General features: G+C 64.0%; 21 protein-coding genes and 1 riboswitch. Of the genes, 15 read left to right on the top strand and 6 right to left on the bottom strand.

Going from position 1 to position 23,978, the window contains the following annotated elements; all coding sequences use genetic code 11:
• Positions 1-572 precede the first annotated feature (572 nt).
• Entirely contained in the window at positions 573-1,688 is a 1,116-nt protein-coding gene (locus tag CV013_RS10020; protein WP_102155280.1) for a glycosyltransferase, read from the bottom strand.
• Positions 1,689-1,748: 60 nt separating this feature from the next.
• Between CV013_RS10020 and CV013_RS10015 the strand changes: the two genes are divergently transcribed.
• Positions 1,749-2,621: a glycosyltransferase family 2 protein gene (locus CV013_RS10015; RefSeq protein WP_102155278.1), complete on the top strand. Its 873-nt coding sequence runs from the start codon at positions 1,749-1,751 to the stop codon at positions 2,619-2,621.
• Positions 2,622-3,029: 408 nt separating this feature from the next.
• On the opposite strand, the gene CV013_RS10010 is transcribed toward CV013_RS10015, so the two are convergent.
• The gene (locus tag CV013_RS10010; protein ID WP_102155276.1) at positions 3,030-4,034 is read right to left on the bottom strand and encodes a glycosyltransferase family 2 protein; all 1,005 of its coding nucleotides are present in this window, start codon (positions 4,032-4,034) and stop codon (positions 3,030-3,032) included.
• A gap of 95 nt (positions 4,035-4,129) precedes the next feature.
• Between CV013_RS10010 and CV013_RS10005 the strand changes: the two genes are divergently transcribed.
• A complete protein-coding gene (locus CV013_RS10005) occupies positions 4,130-5,065 on the top strand; it encodes a glycosyltransferase (RefSeq protein ID WP_102155274.1) in 936 nt (311 codons plus the stop codon).
• Between the two features lie 2 nt (positions 5,066-5,067).
• Positions 5,068-6,126: a polysaccharide pyruvyl transferase family protein gene (locus tag CV013_RS10000; RefSeq protein WP_123640012.1), complete on the top strand. Its 1,059-nt coding sequence runs from the start codon at positions 5,068-5,070 to the stop codon at positions 6,124-6,126.
• Positions 6,127-6,153: 27 nt separating this feature from the next.
• Here the strand turns inward: CV013_RS10000 and CV013_RS09995 are convergent, their stop codons facing one another.
• A complete protein-coding gene (locus CV013_RS09995; protein WP_123640013.1) occupies positions 6,154-7,509 on the bottom strand; it encodes a lipopolysaccharide biosynthesis protein in 1,356 nt (451 codons plus the stop codon).
• A 193-nt stretch (positions 7,510-7,702) separates the two neighbouring features.
• On the opposite strand from CV013_RS09995, the gene CV013_RS09990 reads away from it, so the two are divergent.
• The 10 genes from CV013_RS09990 (at position 7,703) to CV013_RS09945 (ending at position 20,638) form a co-directional block, all read left to right on the top strand.
• Positions 7,703-9,610, top strand: a complete 1,908-nt coding sequence (locus CV013_RS09990; protein ID WP_102155268.1) for an ArnT family glycosyltransferase — start codon at positions 7,703-7,705, stop codon at positions 9,608-9,610.
• 52 nt (positions 9,611-9,662) lie between these two features.
• Positions 9,663-10,688 carry an ArsR/SmtB family transcription factor gene (locus CV013_RS09985; RefSeq protein ID WP_102155925.1) on the top strand — a complete coding sequence of 342 codons (1,026 nt, stop codon included), beginning with the start codon at positions 9,663-9,665 and terminating at the stop codon, positions 10,686-10,688.
• Positions 10,688-11,587 carry a methylenetetrahydrofolate reductase [NAD(P)H] gene (gene metF, locus CV013_RS09980; protein WP_102155266.1) on the top strand — a complete coding sequence of 300 codons (900 nt, stop codon included), beginning with the start codon at positions 10,688-10,690 and terminating at the stop codon, positions 11,585-11,587. Before CV013_RS09985 ends, metF begins: the two co-directional genes overlap by 1 nt.
• Complete coding sequence (locus CV013_RS09975; protein ID WP_102155264.1) at positions 11,584-12,630, top strand: homocysteine S-methyltransferase family protein; 1,047 nt, start codon at positions 11,584-11,586, stop codon at positions 12,628-12,630. The genes metF and CV013_RS09975 overlap by 4 nt, the downstream gene beginning before the upstream one ends.
• Before the next feature lie 23 nt (positions 12,631-12,653).
• Positions 12,654-15,281 carry a methionine synthase gene (gene metH, locus CV013_RS09970; RefSeq protein ID WP_102155262.1) on the top strand — a complete coding sequence of 876 codons (2,628 nt, stop codon included), beginning with the start codon at positions 12,654-12,656 and terminating at the stop codon, positions 15,279-15,281.
• A gap of 51 nt (positions 15,282-15,332) precedes the next feature.
• Positions 15,333-15,429: riboswitch (glycine riboswitch) on the top strand.
• 164 nt (positions 15,430-15,593) lie between these two features.
• On the top strand, positions 15,594-16,745 hold the full coding sequence (gene gcvT / locus CV013_RS09965) for a glycine cleavage system aminomethyltransferase GcvT (RefSeq protein ID WP_268968802.1): 1,152 nt from the start codon (positions 15,594-15,596) through the stop codon (positions 16,743-16,745).
• Positions 16,742-17,113 carry a glycine cleavage system protein GcvH gene (gene gcvH, locus CV013_RS09960; protein WP_102155258.1) on the top strand — a complete coding sequence of 124 codons (372 nt, stop codon included), beginning with the start codon at positions 16,742-16,744 and terminating at the stop codon, positions 17,111-17,113. Before gcvT ends, gcvH begins: the two co-directional genes overlap by 4 nt.
• Positions 17,114-17,210: 97 nt before the next feature.
• Entirely contained in the window at positions 17,211-18,572 is a 1,362-nt protein-coding gene (gene gcvPA / locus CV013_RS09955) for an aminomethyl-transferring glycine dehydrogenase subunit GcvPA (protein ID WP_102155256.1), read from the top strand.
• The gene (gcvPB, locus tag CV013_RS09950; RefSeq protein WP_102155254.1) at positions 18,569-20,167 is read left to right on the top strand and encodes an aminomethyl-transferring glycine dehydrogenase subunit GcvPB; all 1,599 of its coding nucleotides are present in this window, start codon (positions 18,569-18,571) and stop codon (positions 20,165-20,167) included. The genes gcvPA and gcvPB overlap by 4 nt, the downstream gene beginning before the upstream one ends.
• Positions 20,168-20,191: 24 nt before the next feature.
• Positions 20,192-20,638 (top strand): ABA4-like family protein, encoded by a 447-nt coding sequence (locus CV013_RS09945; RefSeq protein ID WP_232806595.1) that lies wholly within the window; start codon positions 20,192-20,194, stop codon positions 20,636-20,638.
• Positions 20,639-20,694: 56 nt separating this feature from the next.
• Here the strand turns inward: CV013_RS09945 and CV013_RS09940 are convergent, their stop codons facing one another.
• Positions 20,695-20,826 carry an entericidin A/B family lipoprotein gene (locus CV013_RS09940; protein ID WP_102155250.1) on the bottom strand — a complete coding sequence of 44 codons (132 nt, stop codon included), beginning with the start codon at positions 20,824-20,826 and terminating at the stop codon, positions 20,695-20,697.
• 152 nt (positions 20,827-20,978) lie between these two features.
• On the opposite strand from CV013_RS09940, the gene CV013_RS09935 reads away from it, so the two are divergent.
• Complete coding sequence (locus CV013_RS09935) at positions 20,979-21,212, top strand: hypothetical protein (protein ID WP_102155248.1); 234 nt, start codon at positions 20,979-20,981, stop codon at positions 21,210-21,212.
• Here CV013_RS09935 and CV013_RS09930 read toward each other — a convergent pair.
• Together CV013_RS09930 and CV013_RS09925 are read right to left on the bottom strand one after the other, a co-directional pair.
• Positions 21,209-22,132 (bottom strand): DMT family transporter, encoded by a 924-nt coding sequence (locus tag CV013_RS09930; RefSeq protein WP_102155246.1) that lies wholly within the window; start codon positions 22,130-22,132, stop codon positions 21,209-21,211. The genes CV013_RS09935 and CV013_RS09930 overlap by 4 nt on opposite strands.
• 103 nt (positions 22,133-22,235) lie before the next feature.
• Positions 22,236-22,955 carry a helix-turn-helix transcriptional regulator gene (locus tag CV013_RS09925; RefSeq protein WP_102155244.1) on the bottom strand — a complete coding sequence of 240 codons (720 nt, stop codon included), beginning with the start codon at positions 22,953-22,955 and terminating at the stop codon, positions 22,236-22,238.
• 260 nt (positions 22,956-23,215) lie between these two features.
• Between CV013_RS09925 and CV013_RS15555 the strand changes: the two genes are divergently transcribed.
• Positions 23,216-23,978: BapA/Bap/LapF family prefix-like domain-containing protein (locus CV013_RS15555; protein WP_198591854.1), on the top strand; the 763-nt coding region annotated here is incomplete at its 3' end.

Below are 23,978 nucleotides of genomic sequence, written 5' to 3'. Positions count from 1 at the left end.
CTCGGACGCGATGCGGGGATGGCTTCCCGCACCCAACCACCCAACTCGTCATTGCGAACGGACTGAAGCAATCCATGACGCGACGGTTCCGCCCATCGCGGCGGTCGTGGTGGGGCGAGGGCGGTCGATGGATTGCCGCGTCGCCTTGCGGCTCCTTGCAACGACGAGGGAGGGAGAGGGGAAGGCGCGATAGTATTGGCCAACCATCGGCAGTGCGACCCCTACCCCTGAACCAAACCCTCTTCGTGCCTACGCGTCTTCGTGTGACAAGGTTCCACCCGACGGTTCCGCCTTCCGCATCGGTTGTGGCCGGGACGATGGCGGTCGACGGATTGCCGCAGCGCCTGCGGTTCCTCGCAATGACGAGGGAGATGTTGTTCCTCCACTATCGTCACCCCGGCCTTGAGCCGGGGTCCAGCTTTCCTCGGGCGCGGTGGGGGAAGGTAAAGCTGGGCCCCGGATTGGGTCCGGGGCGACGGGGTGCTGTTTTGCGGGTGGAGCGAGGGTATGGCGGGCGCTCGCCGTACCGGCGCGTTGGTTGCACTTTTTCTGCATCCTCCCGACCTGCACCTCTATCCCACAACCGCCTCTGCCAGTTTGGCCCACGACAGCGTATCGCGCTGTGCCGCCAGTGCGGGCTGCATCGCGGCGGCGGTTTGGCGGGTGGCGGTATCGCGCAGCAGGGCGGCCAGCGCGGCGATGTCGCCGCCGGGGAACAGCCAGCCGGTTGCGCCGTGGGTCACCGCTTCGCGCAGGCCGGGCACGTCGCTGGCGATCACCGGGCGCTGATAATGCTGGGCCAGTGCCAGCACGCCCGATCCGGTTGCGGCGCGATAGGGGGCGACCAGTGCGTCGCACCGGGCGAACAGTTCGGCGGTTTCGGCATCGCTGAGATAGCGGGGGACGATCTCGACTGTGTCCGACAGGCCCAGCCGGGCGACTTGTGCGCGGGTTTCGTCCAGCCCGCTCCAGAATTCGCCGGCGATGGTCAGCCGCACATCGTGCAGCCCGCTCTGCGCCAGTGCCTCGATCAGCAGGTCCAGCCCCTTGTACGGGCGCACCAGACCGAAAAACAGCAGCTCCAGCGCGGCGCGGCGGGGCAGAGTGCCGGTGGGGGTGGGGTAATCGTCGTATAGCGGGTGCGGGCTGATCGCGACGGGCATTGCGGGGGCGATGGCGGCGAGTTGCGCGGCCACGGGGGCATTGTGGGCCACGGCGCGGTCGGCCTGCGCGATCTGCCATGCCAGCAGGCGGTTTTTCCACCCCGCCGCCTCGTGATCGCGGGCGTTGTGAACCATTGCCACCACCGGGATGCCGCGCCGCTGCAGATCGCGCGCGATCCAACCCAATGCGGGGGCGGTGAAGAACGTCCACGCCGGGACAATCGCCAGATCGGGTGCGAATGCTGCTACCTCGCGGGCGGTGTGCCGCCATGTCAGCGGGTTGAGCGTGTCGATGGTCTGGCTCACCGCGACCCCGGCGGGCGGGGGCAGAGCGTTGTCGATTTGCGCTTCGCCGGGGAACAGCCGGGCGGGATACTGGCGGGCGAACGACCATGCCTGCACCGCCACGCCGCTGTGCCGTGCCAGTTCCGCCGCCAGCGCGCCGCTGTGCCGCGCGATCCCGCTGCGGAGCGGGGCGACCGGCCCGATCAGAGCGATCCGTTGCAGGGGGCGGGGTGCAGTCATCGGTTGTATCGGTTTGCCTTGAGCGGTGGAGCAAGCCCCATTAGAGGCGAATGGCGCGCGATGCTATCGCTCGATCCGATCATGCCGATCACAGGAACCCCGCGTGTGCCGCAAGCTGTCACTATCACGCTGACCCGATATGCCGAGCCGGATGCGCTGGTGGCGGAGGCGATCCGCCATGCCGTGGCGCAACAGGGCGTGACCGGTGAAGTGCTGTTTATCGAACAGAATATGGCGGGCGGGATTACGGAGCAGGCGTTTGCCGATGCGCCGCTGGCGTTCCGCATGATCCGCGCACAGCTGGGCGGCCTGTCCGAAGCGCGCAATCTGGCGATGGATCATGCGGCGCATTCGCTGATCCTGTTCCTCGATGCCGATGCGATGGCCGCGCCCGACTGGGCCGCGCGACTGGCGGAGACGCTGGCGGACAACCCGCGTGTCGCTGTCGCGGGCAGCCGCATTGTGCCCGGATGGCCGGGGAAACCGCCGCTGTGGGCGAAAGCGCGGGTGGTGAACGATCAGTATTCGATGCTCGATCTGGGTAGCGGTACGTTTCCTTATCACCGGGTGGTGGGGGCCGGGTTCGCGGTCGATATGGCGCGGCTGCCGCCACATATGCGGTTCGATCCCACGCTGGGCCGCCGCGAAGGCAAGCTGTTCAGCGGGGAGGAAAGCGAATTCTGCGCCCGCGTGCGCGCCGCCGGGCTGGAGGTAGTGTACGACGGGCGCGCCTGCGTCACCCATGTGGTGCCGCCCGAACGCACCCGCCTGCCGTGGATTGCGCGCCGCCTGTTCTATGCCGGGCATGGCCGCGCGGTGCTGGGCGGAACGCCCGCGCCATCGCAGAGGCCGGGGCTGGCGGACTGGCTGACTCTGCCGCTGACCCTGCCGCCTTATGCGCTGGGGTGGCTGAAGGGGAAGCTGCTGGGATAGTGGTTCTGGGGCCCGGACCATGGATTGCCACGTCGCCTGCGGTTCATCGCAATGACGGAGGGAGGGGAGCTTATTATCGTCCTGCGTCACCCCGGCCTTGAGCCGGGGTCCAGCTTCTGCTGGCGCGGCGGCGCGGGAAGGTAAAGCGGGGCCCCGGATCGGGTCCGGGGCGAGGGGGTGCTATTTTGCGGGTGAGGACGGGGGCGATTGGGCGACCCCCTACCTCCAACCCAAATCCACTCCGTGCCTTCGTGCCTTCGTGCCTTCGTGCCTTCGTGCCTTCGTGTGAAAAGCTCCCACCCGACGCCCCCTCCCATTGCAGCGGTTGTGAGCGGATCAAGGCCAGGGCGACGGTGTGCGGTGTTGCTGGCGGGGCGAGTGTTCGCCTCACCGCCTCACCGCCGCGCATCATTCCCCCCGTTGCGGTTTCCAGCCTTTCAGTTCCAGCACCCGCAGCGCCAGCGGGGCCAGCATATCGGGGGCCTGCCGCACCAGTTCCACGCCCAGCCGCACCGCCTGCATCCCGCCGCCGCGCAGAAACGCCTCCGCCAGAATGCCCGCCGCGCGGCGTCGTTCGGGCACACCCGCGCCATCGTAAGCGAGCGCGGCGCGCAGGCCGCTGGCCGATTGCGCCAGCAGCGCGGCTTCGGGGGCCTGCTGGCGATAAAGCACGTCGAGAAACGCAGCGAGGCGCGGGTGCAGCGATGGGGGATAGTGCGCCGCGACCTGTTCCCACGCGATCTTGCGGGCGATGCGATCCTGATCGGCCAGTCTGGTCATCGAGATATTGCCGGGGTGCATCCGGTATCGCACCAGCGGTTCGCCCAGCACTGCGATCCGCCCGGCCTGCGCCAGCCTTGCGGCCAGCCGGTAATCCTGCGCGTACCGCACATCGGTGGAATAGCGCACCGGCGCGCCATCGGGCATCAGGCGGCGATAGCAGAAGCCGGGGTGCACCATCGGCATACGGAACCGCACTGCCCATTGTGCCACGCGCCAGCCCATCGGATTGCGCCGCACGAACCGCTGCCGCCCGTTTTCGTCGATAGAGATATAGCTGCACCCCACCAGCATATGATCGGGGTGCGCGTCGAGAAACGCGACCTGCCTCGCAAACCGATCGGGTTCGCACAGGTCGTCCCCATCCAGCCGCGCGATCAGCGGGGCGCGGGCGATGGCGAGCGCGCGGTTGGCGCTGGGGTACGGGCCAAGGTTGCTGTCGTTGCGGATCGCGATCACCCGCGGATCGGCCGCGGCATAGTCGGCCAGAATCTGCGGAGTGGCGTCGGTGCTGGTATCGTCCACCACGATCAGTTCGAAATCGCCCATCGATTGCGCCAGCACGCTATCGATCGCAGCGCGCAAGTGGGCCTGCGCGTTATAGACGGCCATCACGACCGAGAGGCGTGGCATTCGGGACACTATCGGGCTTCCATCGGGCTTGTCCGCGCATAGCTGGCCCGGCGCCGCTTGTCGCGTCCCATCCCGGCGTAATAAGGCACTTTTTCATGACCGGGTGTTCGATCATCATTCCCAGCCGCAATGGCGCCGATACGCTTGGGGCAGCGCTGGCCGCGCTGGCGCAGGTCGAACGGCCAGAGGGCGCAGGGGGCAATGGCGCGTGGGATATCGTGCTGATCGATAATGCCAGCAGCGATGCCACGCCCGATATCATGCGCCGGTTTGCCACCGCGCATGGCGCGCAGTTTCTCAGCGAACCGCGTCCCGGCAAATCCCATGCGCTCAACCGCGGGATAGCGGCGGCGCGGGGCGATCTGCTGATTTTCATGGACGACGATGTGCTGCCCGTGCCGCGCTGGGCGCAGGCCTATGTGGAAGCGGCGGAGAGTTCGCCGCACGTGGGCGTGTTTGCCGGGGCGGTGCGCCCGCACTGGAGTGCGCCGCCGCCCGAATGGCTCGAAACGCTGGCGCAGGCGGGGCGCGCCTGTGGTTGTACCGATCCGTGCCGCCATGCCGGGCCGGTCGATCCGGTCGATGTCAAAGGCGGCAATTTCGCGGTCCGGCGCAGCGCGCTGGGCGATGTGCGGTTCGATACCGGAGCCACTAACTTTGGGGCTGACAATCTCGGTGCTGGTGGGGCGCCGACCGGCGGGGAAGACAGCCAGTTCGTGCGCGCGTTGGCGGAACGTGGGCAAGCGGTCCATTTCGTGCCGCAAGCGATTGTCGCCCATATCGTTGGCGCTGAGGAGATGACTTTGCGGCATCAGCTTTCCCGCTTCGTGCGGATCGGTCGGGGCGCGGCGGTGGTGGACGGTGGCGGGCTGCGCGGCGCGGCACTTGCTGCCGCCAAAGTGCCGGTGTTCGGTGCCCGGTCTGCCATGCGCTATGCCCGTGCCGACCGAGCGGGGGCGGCGATGGCGCTGGCGCAGGCGGCGATGAATCTGGGGCGGCTGAGCCAGTCCATCGGCAAGGGCAGGGTGTGACGGTGGGGCGGCTGCAATCACTGAAAAACCTCGCCCGCACCGGCCTGTCGCGCGCAGCGAGGCCGGGGCGCAAGATCGGTTATATCGGCTGGGTCGGCCACGCCAATCTGGGCGATGAAGCGATGGCCGATGCCGCCGCGCATCTGCTGGGGCAGCGGCCCGAAATCCTCTCCACTCCGCGGGTCGAGCAGATGCTGGCAGCGGTGCGGCTGGGCGGCAAGGCGCGGCACCGGCGGGCCTTTGTCGGCGGGGGCACGCTTATCAATGGCGGCTACATCGATCTGGTCGAACGCTGTCTGGACGCGGGCGTGGCGATGGCCACGCTGGGCACCGGCGTTGGCAGCCCCGGCTTTTCCGCCGGGGAAAGCGCGTTCGATCCGCGCTGGACCGCAGCGCTCAACCGGTTTGATCGGGTGGGCGTGCGCGGCCCGCGTTCGCTGGCGAAGCTGCACGATAACGGCGTGGTTCGGGCAAAGGTGACTGGCGATCTGGCACTGGCGCTGACCCCCGATGCGCCGCTGGCCAGCCCGGATGCGCGCACGATTCTGTTCAACACTTCCCCCGGCCAGACCGCGCAGGACATTGCCAATCTGGCCGCATTCGACCGTGCTGCGGGGCAATTGCTGGGCGAACTGGTGGCCGATGGGTGGAAAGTGATGCCACTGGCGTTCCATGCAGACGATCACGCACCGATTGCCGCTGTGCTGGCGGCGGCGGGCATGGGCGGTGCACCGATCTATCAGCCGCGCAATTTCGATGGCTATGCCGCACTGGCGCGCCATGCCAGTCTGTCGCTGTCGGTGCGGCTGCATGGCAGTGTGCTGGCATCGATGTGTGGGCTGGCCAACCTGCTGGTCGAATATCGCGGCAAGTGTCGCGATTTCGCGGAGTCGGTGGGGATGGAATCGTCGCTGGTCGCGCTCGACGGGTTCAGCGCCGATGCGATGCAGGCGCAGTTTGCCGCGCTGCTGGCCGACCGGCCCGATCGCGGGCGGGAATTACACGCGGCCTGCCTCCGCTACCGCACCGGGCTGGAGCGGTATGTCGCTGACCTGATGTGATGCGGCGCGCCGTCAGCGGCCAACGTCTCAGCGCGCGGAACGTCGGCGCGCGAGTACGCCAAGGATCGAAGTATCGATCCCCAATATCCGCCGGATCGCGATCAGCAGCACGACATTCCACGTCACTGTCGCCGCCAGAATACCCATCGCTGCCGCTGCTGCGCCATAGTGAGGGATGAACAGCAACCCCACTGCGATATTGACCGCCAGTCCGGCCAGTTGCCCGAACACCGCGATCCCCGTGCGCCCGGCCATGCTGAACACCACGCCCAGCGGGCCGCAGGCGGCGTTGAACACTTGCGCGGCGGCGACGATCCACAGCAATGGCGCGCTGGCGGAAAAGTCGCGCCCGAACACCAGCATCAGCCACGGCCCGGCCCCGGCAATCGCCAGCCCCGCCAGCAGAGTCAGCAAAGTCGTGGTCCAGGTGAATGTGCCGGTGACCGACAGGATGCGTTCGTGTTCCTCGCGGTGCCAGAATTCGGCCATACGCGGGGCATAGCGCATACTGGCTGCCTGTATCGGCAAGGCGAGCAAGGGCATCAGCCGGGCGACCGGCTGGAACAGGCCTGTCTCTCGCGGTCCCGCCAGCGCCGCCAGCAGCAGCGTGTTCAGTTCGCCCTGCAAGATCGCGATCATCCCCATCCCCAGAAAGGGAAACGATGCCGCCATGATCGCGCGCCCGCCCACCCATTCGCCCGGTGCGGGCAAGTGGCGCAATTCCTTGCGGGCGATCCACACCCATGCCACCACCGCCGCCGCCAGCGCGGCGACCGTGGCGGCGATCAGATACTCGCTTGGGTCAAACGCCAGCCCGCCAATCGCGACTGTGACCAGTACCGATACCATCACCGCAGGGCGCAGGAATTCGCCCGGCACTTGCGCCATCGCGATTTGCCCGAACCCTTGCGCCCATCCCCGAAACAGCGCGACGAAGGCGAGCGGCACCACCAGCACTCCGCCCAGTGCGAACGGGTGGCGCATCGCCTCCGCCACAGGAACGGCAGGCACCAGCGCCAGCGATGCCACCAGCGCGACAACGACACTGACCGCCAGCGTCGCGATAAACGAATGTCGCAGAAATGCCGCCAGCGCGCCCGGTTGCTCCGCCGCGCGCCGTGCGGGCACTTCGCGCACTGCCAGCGCGCCGAAGCCGAGCATCGCCGCGCTCGACAGGACTTGGGCGGCAGACAGCACTGTCGCTGTGGTGCCATATCCCGCGGGGCCGAGCAGGCGGGCAGTCAGCACTGCCTGCACGAACAGCAGGCCCATGCCCGACAGGCGGATCGCCATGCTCAGCCCGCTGGCGCGCGCGATCGGGCCTGCGGCCAGCTTGCGCCCTTCGTGCAAGGCATTTTGCAACAGGCGGCTGAAACTGCTCACGGTATAGAGATCGTCCTGCTATGGCGCGCGCCGCCGGGCCGGGCGGGGGTGATGGAAACGGGGGCGTTCCGCAATCCTGCCGGATCGGCTAAACCCCTGCAAACGCCTTTCCTTAAAGAAGCCGGACCTCGATGGCATCCCCATTTTGCTTCAATCCTTCCCGTCTTGTTGTGCCGCTCGGAGTATGCGGGGCATGTTGACTGCACGATCATGGGCGGCGCTGGGGCTGCTGTTGCTGGTGTTTGCTATCGCGACATTCCAGATGTCGTCCGGGCTGTTCACGATTGACGAATTCATTCTCTACGCCGGGGCCGATGCCATGTGGCGCAGCGGCGGCTTTGCCATCGACAACGCGATTGCGGGCGTCGTTTCCAATCAGTTGAAACCGATGCTGATGGTGGCCGGGCCGCACGGGATCGTGCCGCAGTATCCGCCGGGCATGTCGGTGCTGGGCGCGCCGCTGCTGGCGCTGTTCGGTATGCACGGAATGATGCTGCTCAACAGCTTGTCCGCAGCGGTCACTGTCTGGCTGCTGTATCGCATGGCGGCGCGCCATTTCGGTGGCGCGAAAGTCGCGCTGGCGGCATGTGCGCTGTTGCTGGGGGGCAGCTTTTTCCTCGAATATGCGTTCGCGGTCTGGCCCCATGCGGTCAGCGTGATGTGTGTGACCGGCGCAATGTCGCTGGCGTTCGACAGCATTACCGACGCGCAGGGCAGGGCGCGGGCGCGGCGCTCGCTCGCCATCGGGGCGCTGATCGGGCTGGGCCTGCTGTTCCGCACCGATACGGTGCTGGCGGTGCCTGCGCTGGCGATGGCGCTGTTCCTGTTTGCCGACCGCCCATTCTATCGCCTGACGCTGACAGGCGCGGGCTTTGCCCCGTTCGTGGCGCTGGCATCGCTGGCCAATCTGGCGAAGTTCGGCACGCTCAATCCTGTGTCATACGGGCAGGAGATGGCGGGCGGGACCAACTTTGCCTCCCACGCGCTGGCGATGGCGGGGCTGGTTGTCGCCGGGTTGCTGGCGGTTGCAGGGCGGCTGGCGTGGGATCGCTATAGCCAGCGGATCGCCAACTGGCGGCCTGCGCTGTGGATCGCGGGCGCGCTGTTGCTGATAGCGGCGGTGGTCGCCCATGCATTCGTGTGGCGATACCTGCACGGGTTCTGGGCGCTGGTGATCGATTCCACGCAGGTACAGGCGATGCAGCCGGGGATGCAGCATTTGCCCAACGGCACGCTCAGCTACTGGGGTTTCTGGAAGAAAGCGCTGGGGCAATCGATGCCCTGGCTCGGCGTGCTGGCCGCGCTCGCCTATGCCGGGCGGGGGATCGACCGGCGCATCCGCTGGACTGTCGCGCTGCTGGCACTGGTGTGGAGCCTGCCGTTCTTCCCGAAGGACTGGCACGGCGGGATGGGCATCAACATGCGCTATTTCCTGCCGCTGGTGCCACTGCTCGCGGTGTTCGCGGCATCGCTGATCGCGGAGCTGGCGCAGGCAGGCACAGCGACGAAGCGCAAGCTGATACTGGGCGCGGCGCTGGGCGTTGCGGCCAATCTGATGTGGGTCGAATGGCACCCGACACATATTGCCGGGGCCAACCAGATCCTGCCGACATGGCTGTTCCTTCTGACCGCCGCGCTCGCTCTGGCGGCGGGGCTGCGCTGGCGCGGGCAAGCCGCGCTGCGTTCGCTGACGATGGTGGCGGTCGGCGCCGGGATCGGCATGGCGGCGATACTGGCCAGCGGCGATCTGCACGATAGCCAGCGCACGCGCGACCGGGCCAATGTGCTGAGCCGCGAATACGGGCAGATGCCCGCCAATTCGCTGGCCTTTATCCCGGCGCCGTTCCTCGTCGGCTGGGCGCTGGAGCCGGGGCATGTGATCGCGCAGCGCAATATCGGCACGGGCAAGTTCGATTTCGACCTGATCGATCAGGCAATCGATCACGGATACCGGGTCTATATCTGGCCGCGGTTCGTCACCACTGCACTGATCGAGCGGCCCGGCTATCGGCTGGAGAAGAGCGGGCTGAGCAGCGGCAGAGCGGAATTATTCGAACTCGTCCGCGACGATAGCGCGCAATCCCCCGCATACGAAGAGTAGTCGTTCATTCGCGGGTTGACTTTTTAGATATAAACATATCTTTATGTCGCCTGTGAATATCGATGTCCTCATCCGTGCAATGGCCGATCCGACGCGCCAGCGCATCCTCCGTCTGGCCGGAGCGATGGAGCTGGCCGTGGGCGAGCTGGCGCAAGTATTGGGGCAGAGCCAGCCGCGCGTATCGCGGCACGTGGCGATCCTGTGCGATGCGGGCTTGCTGGAAAAGCGGCGCGAGGGAAGCTGGGTGTTCCTCAGCCAGCCACCTGCCGAGGGGGCGGACGCCGGTGCGCGCACCCGGCAGGCCGCCGCCGAACTGCTGCTGGTGGCAGAAGCGGAAGACACCGCCTTTGCGCGCCAGTGTACCGAAGATCGCCGTCATCTGGCCGATATCCGCGCCAATCGGGAAAAGGCCGCCGCCGCCTATTTCGCGGCCCATGCGTCGGAATGGGATCGTTTGCGCGCTCTGTTCGCACCGGCTGAAACGGTGGAGGCGGCGCTGGTGGCGGCGCTGTCGGCGCAACCATTGGGCAAAGTGCTCGATATCGGCACGGGCACCGGGCGGATTGCGGAGCTGCTGGAGCCTTATGCCGATCATGTGACCGGCCTTGATAAAAGCCCCGAAATGCTGCGCCTTGCCCGTGCGCGGTTGCAGGATTTCCCGGCCGAGCGAGTGGCGCTGGTTCAGGGCGATCTGGGCGCACTGCCGTTCGAACCGGGCAGTTTCGATACGGTGGTGTTCCATCAGGTGCTGCACTACGCGCAGGAACCGGGCTTCGCTCTGGCAGAAGCGGCGCGGGTGTGCCGCCCCGGCGGGACTATCGCGATTGCCGATCTGGCAACCCATTCGCGCGAGGAACTGCGGCGCGAACATGCCCATGCGCGACTTGGCTTCGCAGACGCGCAGATGGCGGAAATGCTGGCCGCGCATGGCTTTATCCCCGACACTCCGCATGCCTGCGAAGGGGGCGAACTGGTGGTCAAAGTCTGGACCGGCCAGCGCCAGCCCACTGCCGACAACACTCATCCCCACAGCCATTCCGCCGTGCCCGGCGCGGACCGTTCGCGAAAGGTTTCCTGATGAATACCCCAGCCCCGCAGGAGCCCGCTTTCGCGGCGCTGCCCGGCGATATTGGCGTGTCGTTCGAATTCTTCCCGCCCAAGAGCGAGAAGATGGAGGCGCAGCTATGGAACGCGATCGAGGAACTGGCGCCGTTCAATCCGCGCTTCGTTTCGGTGACATATGGCGCAGGCGGTTCGACCCGCGAACGCACCCACGCCACTGTATCGCGTCTCGTCACGGAAACGCCGCTGACACCTGCCGCGCATCTGACATGCGTGGGAGCCTCCAAAGGTGAGATCGACGAGATTGCCGATGCTTATTGGGACGCGGGCGTGCGCCATATCGTCGCCCTGCGCGGCGATCCTCCGCCCGACAGCGGCGGGCGGTTCACGCCACATCCCGAAGGCTATGCCAGCGCGGCCGATCTGGTCGAAGGGCTGCGGAAAAGGCACGAGTTCGAAATCTCCGTCGCCGCCTATCCCGAAGTGCATCCCGAAGCGGACAGCGCGCAGGCCGATCTCGATAACCTGAAGCGCAAGATCGATGCCGGTGCCAGCCAGGCGATCACGCAGTTCTTCTATTCGACAGACGCCTATTTCCGCTTTCTGGACAAGGCGCTGGCGGCGGGGATCGAAGTGCCAATCCTGCCCGGCATCATGCCGGTGACGACTTTTGCCGCGATCCGGCGGATGAGCGCGAACACCGCGATACCCGAATGGATGGAAAGCCTGTTCGATGGGCTGGACGAACGGCCCGGCCCGCGCGCGCTGGTCGCCGCGACAGTCGCCGCCGATTTCTGCCGCCGCCTCTATGACGGTGGTGTGCGCGATTTTCATTTCTACACGCTCAACCGGGCGGATCAGGCATTTGCGGTGTGCCAGTTGCTCGGTCTGCGCGCGACAGGAGACAGCCAGTGAGTGTTCGCCAGCAATTCATCGATCAGGCGGCGCAGCGCGTGCTGATTACCGACGGGGCGTTCGGTACGGAAATCCAGAACTGGAAACTGTCCGAAGCCGACTATGCCGGCGATCTGGGCCTGTCGCACGATCAGAAGGGCAACAACGACATCCTCGCGCTGTCGAAGCCTGATGTACCCGAATCGATCCACCGCGCCTATTTCGAGGCAGGGGCCGATATCGCGGAAACCAATACGTTTTCCGCCAACCGTATCAGTCAGGCCGATTACGGGGCCGAACATCTGGTGCGCGATATCAACCTGGCATCGGCGCGGCTGGCGCGGCAGGTGGCGGATGAATTCGCCGCGAAAGACGGTCGCCCGCGCTTTGTCGCCGGGGCGATCGGGCCAACCAACAAGACTCTGTCGCTGTCGCCCGATGTCGAAGACCCCGGCTATCGCGAGATCGATTTCGATTATCTGGTCGATGTCTATCACGAACAGGCTGCCGCTCTGGTAGAGGGCGGGGCGGATTTCATCCTGATCGAAACGGTGTTCGACACGCTTAACTGCAAGGCCGGGATCATGGCCGTGCGTAAGCTGGAGCGCGAGCTGGGTCGCGATGTGCCGATCATGCTGTCGATGACGCTGACCGACCTGTCGGGGCGCAATCTGTCGGGTCATACGGTGGAGGCATTCTGGCATGCCGTGCGCCACGCCAAACCGTTGACGGTGGGGCTGAACTGTTCGTTCGGCGCGGAACAATTGCGCCCGCATATCCAGTTGCTCAGCCGGATCGCGGATACGCTGATCATGGCCTATCCCAACGCCGGTCTGCCCAACGAACTGGGCGAATATGACGAAGCACCGGAAACCACCGCCGGAATGCTGAAGGCGTGGGCCGAAAACGGCACTGTCAACGTGCTGGGCGGATGCTGCGGATCGACCCCCGCGCATATCGCCGCGATCGCGCAGGCGGTGGCCGATTCCACTCCGCGCGCCATACCGACCCCTGAAGTCGCCACGCGGCTTGCCGGGCTCGAACCCTTTACGATGGCCGCCTGAGCGCGCCCGATACCGGACATACAATGAACGATCAGACCACTGCCTCTTCCGGCTCGCAATTCGTCAATATCGGTGAGCGGACCAATGTGACCGGTTCGGCCCGGTTCAAGAAACTCGTCATGGCAGGCGATTATCCCGCCGCCGTCGAAGTCGCGCGCCAGCAGGTCGAAAACGGCGCGCAAGTGGTCGATGTCAACATGGACGAAGGCCTGCTCGACGCTGTCGAGGCGATGACCACGTTCCTGAAACTGATCGCTGCCGAACCCGATATCGCGCGTGTGCCGGTCATGATCGACAGTTCGAAATGGGACGTGATCGAAGCGGGCCTTAAATGCGTGTCGGGCAAGCCGATCGTCAATTCGATCAGCATGAAGGAAGGGGAGGAACAATTCCTCGACCATGCGCGCAAATGCATGGACTATGGCGCTGCGGTCGTCGTCATGGCGTTCGACGAAGCGGGGCAGGCCGATACGAAAGAGCGCAAAGTCGACATCTGTACCCGCGCCTATGACTTGCTTACGGGGATCGGCTTCCCGCCTGAAGATATCATCTTCGATGCCAACGTATTCGCCGTGGCGACAGGGATCGAGGAACACGATCGCTACGCGCTCGATTTCATCGAAGCGGTGCGCGAAATCCGGCTGGCGTGCCCGCATGTCCATTGCAGCGGCGGCTTGTCGAACCTCAGCTTCAGTTTCCGCGGCAACGAAACCGTGCGCCGGGCGATGCATTCGGTGTTCCTCTATCACGCGATACCTGCCGGGCTGGATATGGCCATCGTCAACGCGGGTCAGCTCGATATTTACGACGATATCGATCCCGAACTGCGCGATGCCTGCGAAGATGTGATCCTGATGCGTCGCCCCGATGCGACGGAGCGGCTGATCGCGCTTGCCGAAAGCTACAAGGGCAAGAGCAAGGAAGACGAAAAGCAGGCCGCCGAATGGCGCGGCTGGCCGGTCGAACGGCGGCTGGAACACGCGCTGGTCAAAGGGATCGACGCCGATGTCGTGTCCGATACCGAAGAAGCGCGGCTGGCTGTCGCAGAGCGTGGCGGGCGCCCGATCGAAGTGATCGAAGGCCCGCTGATGGACGGGATGAACGTGGTCGGCGATCTGTTCGGCAGCGGCAAGATGTTCCTGCCGCAAGTCGTCAAATCCGCCCGCGTGATGAAGAAGGCCGTGGCCCACCTGATCCCCTTCATCGAAGCGGAGAAGGAAGAAGGCGCCAAGGCCAAGGGCAAGATCGTGATGGCGACCGTGAAGGGCGACGTGCACGATATCGGCAAGAACATTGTCGGCGTTGTGCTTCAGTGTAACGGCTACGAAGTGATCGACCTTGGGGTGATGGTCCCCTGGTCGAAAATCATCGAGACGGCCAAAGCGGAAGACGCGGATATCATCGGCCTGTCGGGCCTGATTACCCCGTCGCTCGATGAAATGGTGACTGTGGGCGAGGAAATGCAGCGCGCCGCGATGGATATTCCTCTGCTGATCGGCGGGGCGACCACCAGCAAGATCCACACCGCGCTGCGGATCGATCCGGCCTATGACGGGCCGGTGATCCACGTGCTCGACGCCAGCCGCGCGGTCGGGGTGGCGAGCAAGCTGCTGTCCGACACCCAGCGCGATAGCTATGTCGAGGAAGTGGCTGCCGATTACACCCATGTACGCGATGTGCGTGCCGGCAAGACAGCCAGTGTGCTGCTGACATTGGAAGAAGCGCGCGATAACGCGGCGCGGGTCGATTTCAGCGACAAGCCCGGCCCGCCGGACGATCCCGGCATCCATGTTTTCGATAGCTGGTCGCTCAGCGATCTGGTCGATCACTTCGACTGGACTCCGTTCTTCCGGGCATGGGAACTGGCAGGCAACTATCCGGCGATTCTGGACGACGACGTGGTGGGCGAAAGCGCGCGCCAGTTGTTTGCCGATGCACAGGCGATGCTCAAACGGATCGTGGACGAACACTGGCTGACCGCGCGTGGCGTCTGCGGGTTCTGGCCTTGCGCCCGCGATGGAGACGATGTGACGATCCACCGCGTTCGCCGCGAGGAACACGTGCGCCTGCCGTTCCTGCGGCAACAGGTCCGCAAGAGCCGGGACCGGGCGAATTACTGCCTGGCCGATTTCATCGATCCGGCGGGCGACTGGATCGGCGGCTTTGCTGTCGGCATCCACGGGATCGAACCGCATATCGAACGCTTCCGCGCCGATCACGATGACTATTCCGATATCCTGCTGAAAGCGCTGGCGGACCGTTTTGCGGAGGCATTTGCGGAACGGCTGCATAAACACGTCCGCACCGATCTGTGGGGCTATGCCGCAGGCGAACAACTGACCAACGAAGCGCTGATTAAAGAGCAGTATCGCGGCATTCGCCCGGCACCGGGCTATCCTGCCTGCCCCGACCACTCGCTGAAGCCGATCCTGTTCGATCTGCTGGAAGCGGAAAAGAACGCGGGGATCGTGCTGACCGAAAGCAACGCCATGTTGCCGACATCGGCTGTCAGCGGGTTTTATTTCGCGCATCCGCAGAGCGAGTATTTCGGGGTTGCCCGCATCGGTCGCGACCAGTTGGAAGACTATGCCGCGCGCAGAGGCGTGGATATCGCCACTGCCGAACGGTGGTTACGCCCCAATCTCGATTGACCGCGCGCAGGGAATCGCGCAGGGATTACTGAGTCGCCGGATGCGAATCCGACACCTGCCGCGGGAGAGCTCCCGCGTCATACCGACGAGGGACGCCGAAGGAGCAACCGCCCCGGAATCTCTCAGGCCACAGGACCGTGGCAGGACATGCGACACTCTGGAAAGCGGCATCGCGTTGGCGGTGCCCACCGAAGGGGTATGGCGAGCTGTTCCGTGCGGAATGGCCAGTCGAAGCTCTCAGGTTTCCCGACAGAGGGGGCGGCGGTTTCAGATGCCTGCACCGGGCATTGCCGCGCCTGTCGGGAATCTGATGTGAGCGATAGCAGCGAAAACGAAGAAACCACTGAACTTCTGGCTCTGCCGATGGACGCATGGCACCGCGCGCAAGGTGCCCGCATGGTGCCCTTCGCCGGATATGAAATGCCGATCCAGTACGAAGGCATTCTGGCAGAACACCAGTGGACCCGCGATCATGCCGGTCTGTTCGATGTCAGCCACATGGGCCAGCTTATCGTGGAAGGGGAAGGTGCGGCCGCTGCGCTGGAAGCTCTGCTGCCGGGAGAGATTGCCGCGCTGAAGCCGGGCAAGGTCCGTTATTCGCTCCTGCTCGATGAAAACGGCGGGATTCTCGACGATCTGATGGTCACCAATGTTACCCCGGAAGGGGGCGTCGCGCGTTATTATCTGGTGGTCAACGGCGCGACCAAGTGGGACGATATCGCTCACTTGCGCGAATTCCTGCCCGATGAAATCACTCTGACGCATCTGGATGATCGCGCTCTGCTCGCGCTGCAGGGGCCGGAAGCGGCCGTGGCGCTCGAACGCGCGATGCGCGGGCTGACCGAGGATTTCGGCTTCATGGAAGCGAAGGAATACCAGTTCGGTGAACTCGATCTGATGGTGTCGCGTTCGGGCTATACCGGCGAAGACGGGTTCGAGATTTCAGTCGCCGCTGATCAGGCGGAACAGCTTGCCGGTCGGTTGTGTGCCGAACTGGAAGTGAAGCCCATCGGCCTTGGCGCGCGCGACAGCTTGCGGCTGGAGGCTGGGCTGCCGCTCTACGGTCACGACCTGTCGCCCGAAACCGACCCGGTCAGCGCGGACCTGACATTTGCGATCAGCAAGCGCCGCCGCGCCGAAGGGGGCTTCCGCGGTGCGAAGCGCGTTCTCCGCCTGCTGGCCGATGGTGCGCCGACAAAGCGCGTCGGCCTCGCGCTGGAAGGGCGCATGGCGGCACGCGAAGGCGCCGATGTATTCGCGGGCGATACCAAAGTCGGCACTGTCACATCGGGTGGATTTGCGCCCACGCTCGGCCATCCGATTGCGATGGCTTATGTCGACACCGCTCATTCTGCCGAAGGCACCGCGCTCGAACTCGAAGTGCGTGGCAAGCGTCTGCCTGCCACGGTCGTGCCGATGCCGTTTGTACCCCATCGTTATTTCCGCAAGGGAGCTGCCAAATGACCCGTTATTTCACTGAAGATCACGAATGGATCGAAGTTGACGGCACCAGTGCCACTGTCGGCATCACCGATTACGCGCAGAGCCAGCTTGGCGATGTGGTGTTCGTCGAAACGCCCGACGAAGGTGCTACGCTGACCAAGGGCGGCGATGCCGCCGTGGTCGAAAGCGTCAAGGCCGCCAGCGACGTCTATTCCCCGGTCAGCGGCACTGTGACCGAAGGCAACGCCGCGCTGGAAGAAGATCCCGCGCTGGTCAACACCGCGCCGGAAGGCGATGGCTGGTTCTTCAAGCTGACCATTGCCGACGCCAGCGAACTGGACGGCCTGATGGACGAAGCGAAGTACAAGGAATTCGTGGACGGGCTGTGATCGCCTGACGTGCGCCCCCGCGTAAGCGGGGGCACGAGCCACGTGCTCTGCTGCCAGAGGCCCTCGCCAGAGCGGGGGCGCACCAACAAGGGTTACTATGCGCTATCTACCCCTGACCGATGCCGACCGTTCGGCCATGCTCGAAACCATCGGCGCGTCCGATGTCGATGCACTGTTCGCGGACGTTCCGGCGGATCATTACCTGACCGCGCCGATTGAGGGCCTGCCGCTCCATGCCAGTGAAATGGCGGTGGAAAAGCATATGCGTGCGCTCAGCAAGAAGAATCTGGCCGCTGCCGATGCGGCGTTCTTCCTGGGGGCGGGGGCCTATCGCCACCATGTTCCGGCGACAGTCGATCACATGATCCAGCGCGGTGAATTCCTGACGGCCTATACTCCGTATCAGCCGGAAATCGCGCAGGGCACTTTGCAGATGCTGTTCGAATTCCAGACGCAGGTGGCCAGGCTCTACGGCTGCGCGGTGGCGAATGCATCGATGTACGATGGCTCTACCGCGTGCTGGGAAGCGGTGGCGATGGCGGGCCGGGTAACACGGCGCAAGCGTGTGGTGCTGTCGGGTGCATTGCATCCGCACTATGCCGAAACGGTCAAGACAATGGCCAGGTTCACCGAAGACCAGATCGCTGACGCGCTGCCTTCGCTGACGGCAAAACCCGACAATGCCGGGCTGATCGCCCGGATCGACGATCAGACGAGCTGTGTCGTGGTGCAGTATCCCGATATTCTGGGCCGCATTCCCGATCTGGCCGAAATTGCTGAGGCTGCCCATGCCAGGGGCGCTCTGCTGGTGGTGGTGAACACCGAACCGGTGGCGCTGGGCGCGATCAAGGCGCCGGGCGAACTGGGCGCGGATATCGTGGTTGGTGAAGGGCAGTCGATTGGCGTCGGCCTGCAATTCGGCGGGCCGTACCTTGGCCTGTTTGCTGTGCGCGACCCCAAACACGTGCGCCAGATGCCCGGTCGCCTGTGCGGCGAAACCGTGGATGCAGAGGGCAAGCGCGGTTTTGTGCTGACACTCTCCACCCGCGAACAACATATCCGGCGCGAAAAAGCGACCAGCAACATCTGCACCAATTCGGGGCTGTGCGCGCTGGCGTTCTCGATCCACCTGACACTGCTGGGTGAAAAGGGGCTGCGGGCGCTGGCGGCGGAAAACCACCGGCTGGCCTGCATCGCCGCCGATCGGCTGGCGAAAGTGCCGGGGGCGACAGTGCTCAACGACACGTTCTTCAACGAATTTACTGTGATCCTCCCTGCCGACGCACGCGCGGTAGTGCGTAAGCTGGCGGACGATAAAGTGCTGGCCGGTGTCTCGCTGGGCCGCCTGTTCCCGACCGTCGATGCACTGTCGGGCGGGCTGGTCGTCGCAGTGACCGAGACGACCACCGAGGAGGATATCGAAACACTGGGCCGTGCGCTTGAGGAGGTGCTGTCATGAACGCCCCGAACCAGAGCGGCTGGAAGCCCACTTCGCCTGTGGCCGGCACTGCCGATGGCGCCAACACCGTCACCGGCAACAAGGCGCTGATGCTGGAAGAACCGTTGATTTTCGAAATCGGCAATTGCGAGACGACCGGTGTCGATCTGCCCGAACCGGACCTGAGCAGCAACCGCCTTGGCGGGTTTGAGCGCGATGCGGAAATCGGCCTGCCGGGTCTGTCCGAACCGGAAACGGTGCGCCACTACACGCGGCTCAGCCGCCAGAACTATGCCATCGATCTCGGCCTGTTCCCGCTGGGCAGTTGCACGATGAAGCACAACCCGCGTGTGAACGAGAAAGTCGCGCGGATGCCGGGCTTTGCCGATGTCCACCCGTTGCAGCCGGTCGATACGGTGCAGGGCGCGCTGGGCGTTATCAACGAACTGGCTCAGTGGTTGTGCAAGCTGACCGGGATGCCCGGTGTGGCGATGACGCCCAAGGCAGGCGCACATGGCGAGCTGTGCGGTATCCTGTGCATCCGCGCTGCGCTGGAGGCGAAGGGCGACGCCCGCGAAGTGATCCTCGTGCCCGAAAGCGCGCATGGCACCAATCCGGCCACCGCGGCCTTTGCCGGTTATCGGGTGGAAAATATCCCCGCCACGGCTGAAGGGCGCGTCGATCTGGCGGCGCTCAAGGCGCGGCTGGGGCCGGATGTCGCCGGGGTGATGATTACCAACCCCAACACCTGTGGCCTGTTCGAACGCGATATGAAGGCGATTTCGGACGCGGTTCATGCCGCTGGCGGATACGTCTATTGCGACGGCGCCAATTTCAACGCCATCGTTGGCCGGGTGCGTCCGGGGGATCTGGGCGTCGATGCGATGCACATCAACCTGCACAAAACGTTCTCCACGCCCCACGGCGGCGGTGGACCGGGTTCCGGCCCGGTGGTGTTGAGCGAAGCGCTGTGCCCCTATGGCCCGCTGCCGTTCAGCGAGTTTCACGCCGATGGCACGTTGACGCTGGTGGAGGAAGAAACCGCTGGCGAACGCCATCCGCACAGCTTTGGCCGGATGAGCGCGTTCCACGGGCAGATGGGCATGTTCACCCGTGCGCTGGCCTATATCCTCAGCCACGGGGCCGATGGTTTGCGGCAGGTGGCGGGCGATGCTGTGCTCAACGCCAATTACATCCTCCGCAGTCTCGAAGATGCGCTCGACGCACCGTTCGGCGCCAGCGGCCCCTGTATGCACGAGGCGCTATTCAGCGATAAAGGCTTTGCCGAAGGGATGACTACGCTCGATCTGGCCAAGGGGCTGATCGACGAGGGGTATCATCCGATGACGATGTATTTCCCGCTGGTCGTCCACGGCGCGATGCTGATCGAACCCACTGAGACAGAGAGCAAGGCAGGTCTGGATCAGTTTATTGCTGCGCTCCGCAGTCTGGCCGAACGGGCGCGGGCAGGGGACGAAACGCTGAAGGCGGCTCCGATCCATGCGCCGCGCCGCCGCCTCGACGAAACCCTCGCCGCGCGCAAGCCGGTGCTGACGTGGAGCGAGCCGGAGGTTGCGCCCGGCGAACCATCGCTGAGCGAGCAGGGCGGAAGTTAAGGGCGCTGAATTATGTGGCAGGCGATGTTTTCCGTGACCAATACGATCGCGCTGGTGGCGTGGATCGTGTTGCTGGCGTTGCCCCGGCGGCCATTCCCGCTGGCGATGGTGCTCTATGCCGGTGTGGGGGTGCTCTCGCTTGCCTATACGTGCGGGCTCGCGGTGCTGATCGCGCAAGGTGGGCTGGACTTCACCCAGTTCACGACGATTGCGGGTATCCGCGAACTGTTTGCCAGCGATGCGGGCATCGCGATTGGCTGGACGCACTATCTGGCGTTCGATCTGTTTGCCGGTCTGTGGATCGCGCGCGATGCCGATGCCAAGGGATTTGGCCGGTTGTTTCAGGTGCCGTTCCTGCTGCTGACGTTCTTCGCCGGGCCGGTCGGGCTGTTCGGATGGCTGCTGGTGCGCGAACGGCGCGCCCGTGGCCCCGGCGGATGGTCACGCAAAAAGAAAACGCCCGCCGGATAAATTCCGGCGGGCGTTCCCTGCGACCTCGAAAGGCCTTTTGGTTATTGCGTGTTGTTTCAGTTGATCGCGTCGGAACCGGCCTGACCGACTGACTCGATATCGCGCCCCATACCCTTCACGGTATTGCAGGCGGCTGTGGTCATGGTGATAGCGGCGATGCCGAGGGCAATCATGATCTTGCGTGCCATGTGTGTTTCCCTTGATCTGGACGTATGGCGGTTAAAAGTGGTCGAGGGTGTTAACGGTCGACCGCGCGTGCCGTTCCCGTAGCCGCGAACAAATTTCGCGGCTCATCGCGTGTAGTCTGGCGTCTGTCGCTTAAGCTCCCATATGGCGTGGCATGACGGACCTGCACGCCTTCTTTGCCTTTGCCAGCGACGCGGAAATCGCTGCACTCTGGGCAGCGGGTTTCTTTGCCGTTGCGGCAGTCGCGCGCATCGCGGAATCACGACGGATCAAGCGAGCCCGGATCGACCGGGTGGGATGGGTGCCGTGGACCGGCATATTTCTGGTCTGCGCGGTGATCGGCGCGGCTCTGCTGGCGCTTTCCGCGAAAGGCCTGGTGACAGGCTAAACGTTGACACCGCCAGGCGGCACGGTGTCTGCGCGTTCGATGGCCAGCTTGTGTTCGCGATAGGCGATGATCAGGCCAGCCATCACGATCAGCGGTGCGCCGACCCAGGTGGACGCGGGTGGCAGATTGCTGAAAAACAGCCACCCGAACAGCGTTGCCCAGATCAGCCCTGAATAATCCATCACGATTACACTCGACACCGGGCCATAGCGTAGTGCTGCGGTCAGCATCAGTTGGCCGAACAGTCCGGTGCAACCAAGCCCGGCCAGCAGCATCCATTGGTAAGGGGTGTGATGCCAGTGGCCGACGAATGGCAGGAATGTCGCCAGTACCGGCAGAGTGAACAGCGCGAAATAGAACACGATGGTCAGCGGTTCTTCGGTCCGGTTGAGGTCGCGGATCTGGATAGAGATCAGCGCGATCATAAATGCCGATCCCAGCGCCACGCCGGCGCCGAATAGTGGGATATGAGCGTGCCCCGGCTGCGCGATCACCAGTACGCCGGCGAATCCCAGAATAACAGCAGCCCAGCGGTAAGGGCCGACCGTTTCCTTCAGCAGAACCGCCGAAAGTATCACCGCCCAGATGGCCGACGTGAAGCCAAACGTCGTCGCTTCAGCTAGCGGCAGCAGAGTGACCGCGCCGAAGTTGAGGAACATTCCGGCCAGACCATAGAGGGCGCGTTTGCCATGCACCTTCGGTCGCTGCGTCTTCAGCTTGCCGAGATTGCCCCGCAGAGCGAGATAACCAATCACCAACGGCACAGTTGGCAGTTGCCGCCAGAACAGAATTTCCGCCAGATGCATCCCGCTTTCGCTGCCGAGTTTCACGAAGACCAGCATCATGGCCAGCGCCAATGCCGCACCCAGGCGGATCACCAGCGCCAGTATCGGGCGTTGTCGTGGCAGTTCGGTTTGCACATCACGGGACTTACGCGTGTGGGAATGTGGCGCAAGCGAGCGAATCTATCCCCGCCCAAGCGGAAGGTAAGCGCTGCCGGTTACCGGCACCCAGACAAGCACATCATTCGAACGAACAGGAGTAGATCGCAACCGCCTGTACTTTTGTCGATACGCCCAGCTTCTTCAGGATCGTTTTCATATGATAATCGACCGTGCGCTTCTTCTGGCCGATAATCTGCCCGATATCGCCGTTTGACTTACCTTTTGCGGCCCACCGTAATATTTCCATCTGATGATCGGTCAGGCCGGCCAGTATCGCCTTTGGAGTTGCCAGTCCGGAGTTGTCGTAACCCAGCGCTTCGAGCCGCATCATCGCTATACTCCCCAGCAGAGGAATGCTGCGGATAGTCTGACTGTCGAACTCGTTCTTGCTGGCGGACAATACCGTCATTGCGGCGAGCGCGCCCGATGGCGATGCCAACGGGGCTGTCACACCGCCTTTCAACCCTGAATATTCAAGGTAGCGGGCGTACTCTTCCTCGTTTTCGGTTCGCCAGTCGGCCACCTGCCAGCCGCACACCTCACCGCCACTTGCAGCATAGGCCAGCAGCGGATCGCGCTCCGCCCAACGATCCTGATCGTACAGTTTCATGTCCGCTTCGGTCCATGACGATACAGTCGGGTCGAGCATGAATTCACGCTTGTCGGATTTACCGCAGGACAGGTTGAAGCTGTCAAACCCCAGCGCGGTTACAGCATTTTGTAACGCTTTTTCGAGGTCCGCACGCGTCTGAGCTCGCGCGATAGCGAAGGTTGCAGCATTTAAAGCGTCTATTATCATATGCTTAATCGGCAATCTATCTGGCGTTGCAGATGGCTCAATGGTCAATAACAAAGGGGGAATTTGGGTAAATTCTCCCTTCTATAGCTGCGCTGTCGATGGATGCAACTGCATCATGATGCACCTGATTTGAAGTGGCGAGTTAATTACTTAATGATTCCTCGGGTTCCGGGTTTGTAACCGGATACAATCGCACAATAATTGAAATTCAGGGATTTAATTGCATGCCAGCTTCGGCCCCCCATGTCTCAACGAACCTCGTGAACGCCGAGATTATTGACAAGAAGAGCGGGTCCCGGCGGAGCATTGATGAAGGTGAAAAGATTTCTCTTCATCGTCCATCCGTTATCGTACTGAAGCTGGCACCGGAAAATGTGGCGAGCTACGAACGCCGCGGTGACGATCTCGTATTGATACTTAAGGATGGCCAGGAGATCGCCATCGATGACTTTTTCGTCAAATATCCCGACGCGAACGATTCCAGGGAAGGTACGTCGGACGGTACCGACGGAGCCGAGGGAATCGATGCAGATGAAGGTCGTAACGAGCTCGTGCTGCAAGACGATTACGGTGTTGTCTGGTGGGGCCAGTACCCGGAAGAATGGTCTGAATTCCATTTCACCGAAATCGAGCTCGACGATGTGGCTGGCTTCGTCTGGTGGCCCTGGCTCTTGGGCGCCCTGGGTGGCGGAGCAGGAATAGCCGCGCTGGCAAGCGGTGGCGGAGAAGATCCGAAACATCCACCGGTCGCCACCGACGACACCGACAGCACCAACGAAGACACCCCGGTCAGCGGCAACGTGCTGACCAACGACAGCGATCCCGATGGCGACGCGCTGAGTGTGACGAGCTTTACGGTGGCTGGCGATCCAGCCACCCACGCAGCAGGCGATACCGTGACCATTGCCGGTGTGGGCACGATCACCATTGGCAGCAACGGCGCTTATACCTTCACGCCCGATGCCAACTGGAACGGCACGGTTCCAACCATCACCTACACCGTCAGCGATGGCGAAGGTGGCA

The sequence above is a fragment of the Tsuneonella flava genome, from assembly GCF_002870965.1.
GTDB classification, from domain to species: Bacteria; Pseudomonadota; Alphaproteobacteria; order Sphingomonadales; family Sphingomonadaceae; genus Tsuneonella; species Tsuneonella flava.
This window is presented reverse-complemented; position numbering and strand designations above follow the sequence as displayed.

Coding starts and splice junctions, on each gene's coding strand:
- CV013_RS09945 (WP_232806595.1), top strand. CDS start 20,192: ATGTTTTCCGTGACCAATACGATCGCGCTGGTGGCGTGGATCGTGTTG.
- metF (WP_102155266.1), top strand. CDS start 10,688: ATGAATACCCCAGCCCCGCAGGAGCCCGCTTTCGCGGCGCTGCCCGGC.
- metH (WP_102155262.1), top strand. CDS start 12,654: ATGAACGATCAGACCACTGCCTCTTCCGGCTCGCAATTCGTCAATATC.
- gcvPA (WP_102155256.1), top strand. CDS start 17,211: ATGCGCTATCTACCCCTGACCGATGCCGACCGTTCGGCCATGCTCGAA.
- CV013_RS10005 (WP_102155274.1), top strand. CDS start 4,130: ATGACCGGGTGTTCGATCATCATTCCCAGCCGCAATGGCGCCGATACG.
- CV013_RS09940 (WP_102155250.1), bottom strand. CDS start 20,826: ATGGCACGCAAGATCATGATTGCCCTCGGCATCGCCGCTATCACCATG.
- CV013_RS10015 (WP_102155278.1), top strand. CDS start 1,749: ATGCTATCGCTCGATCCGATCATGCCGATCACAGGAACCCCGCGTGTG.
- CV013_RS10010 (WP_102155276.1), bottom strand. CDS start 4,034: ATGCCACGCCTCTCGGTCGTGATGGCCGTCTATAACGCGCAGGCCCAC.
- CV013_RS09925 (WP_102155244.1), bottom strand. CDS start 22,955: ATGATAATAGACGCTTTAAATGCTGCAACCTTCGCTATCGCGCGAGCT.
- gcvH (WP_102155258.1), top strand. CDS start 16,742: ATGACCCGTTATTTCACTGAAGATCACGAATGGATCGAAGTTGACGGC.
- CV013_RS09935 (WP_102155248.1), top strand. CDS start 20,979: ATGACGGACCTGCACGCCTTCTTTGCCTTTGCCAGCGACGCGGAAATC.
- CV013_RS09990 (WP_102155268.1), top strand. CDS start 7,703: ATGTTGACTGCACGATCATGGGCGGCGCTGGGGCTGCTGTTGCTGGTG.
- CV013_RS10020 (WP_102155280.1), bottom strand. CDS start 1,688: ATGACTGCACCCCGCCCCCTGCAACGGATCGCTCTGATCGGGCCGGTC.
- gcvPB (WP_102155254.1), top strand. CDS start 18,569: ATGAACGCCCCGAACCAGAGCGGCTGGAAGCCCACTTCGCCTGTGGCC.